1 protein-coding gene is annotated in these 1,080 nt (G+C 56.4%); it reads left to right on the plus strand.

From position 1 onward, the window contains the following. Window positions 1–1,080: HNH endonuclease signature motif containing protein (locus tag QP868_RS12055; protein ID WP_284926799.1), on the plus strand; the 1,080-nt coding region annotated here is incomplete at both ends.

Here is a 1,080-nt window from a genome sequence, read left to right on the forward strand (position 1 = left end):
ATTACCGAAACCAACGGAGACACAACAGAAATACGCGTAGGCGATTTGGGTCGGGTTGAGGTTGATGATGACCGGCTGATGGACCAGTTGACTCTGGATTTGATTACCGGGGCTAAACCCTCAACAACCCTGCGTGTCCGCGTGATCCCGACGGGTAAACACGCCCCCATCAAAGCCACCTACACCACAAACGCTTTCAGCCCAGGCACACCAGGCGGTCCAGGTGCGGACGATGCCCGTAGCGACGCGGGTGCGGAATCCGATGGTGTATTCGAAGCTGGCGTTCGCGGAATGGATACTCGTAGCGATGCGGGTGGTCCTGGGCGGGGTGGGTCTGGTTCTGTGTGGGCTGAGAAGTGTGAAGCTCGGCAGGCTGAAAACGTCTACGAGCTTGAGTTGTGCGTGTCCATGCCTGAAAAAGAAGAATGGTTACGCGCCCAAGCCGGTATCACCGTCACCATCCCGGTGCTGCACTTCCTCACGCACCTACCACCACCAAACAAACGTAAACACCCGGGGAAAGGTTCCGGGAAAGACCCCGGGGTGGACAGATCGGGGCACGAGAAACAAGGCCCCGGAAGAAACCAAACTGACGAACGAATACATGAGGACCAAGGGAGCAGTGCGCCACCAGGTGCTGGTAGTCCGCCGGGTGATGGTTCGGGTAGTGAGCTTGATTATGGGTTGCCGATCAAGGTGGACCCAGGTGCGCGGGTGCCGGTGATGATGAATAATCGGGTGCCGTTAGACGTAAAGACTGCTGATGAGCTGATCGCGCAGGCGAAATGGGTCTACCGAATGTTCACAGACCCTGAGACAGGGGTAGTCCTGGAGTCTGTACCGACGAAGTATTACATACCAGCAGCTTTGAAACGCATGGTTGAGGCCAGGCATCCTGATTGCAGTGCCCCGTGGTGTGCCACACCTGCCAGAGTGTGCGAAAAAGACCACATCGAACCGTTTAACCACGAAGACCCCGAAAACGGTGGGCTCACGGTGATGGAGAATCTGCACCCGTTGTGTAAACGGCATCATCAAGAGAAAACCCAAAAACGACTCCGCGTAGACAGGATGGATGAC

This window comes from Brevibacterium sp. UMB1308A (assembly GCF_030230605.1).
In the GTDB taxonomy this organism is placed as follows: domain Bacteria; phylum Actinomycetota; class Actinomycetes; order Actinomycetales; family Brevibacteriaceae; genus Brevibacterium.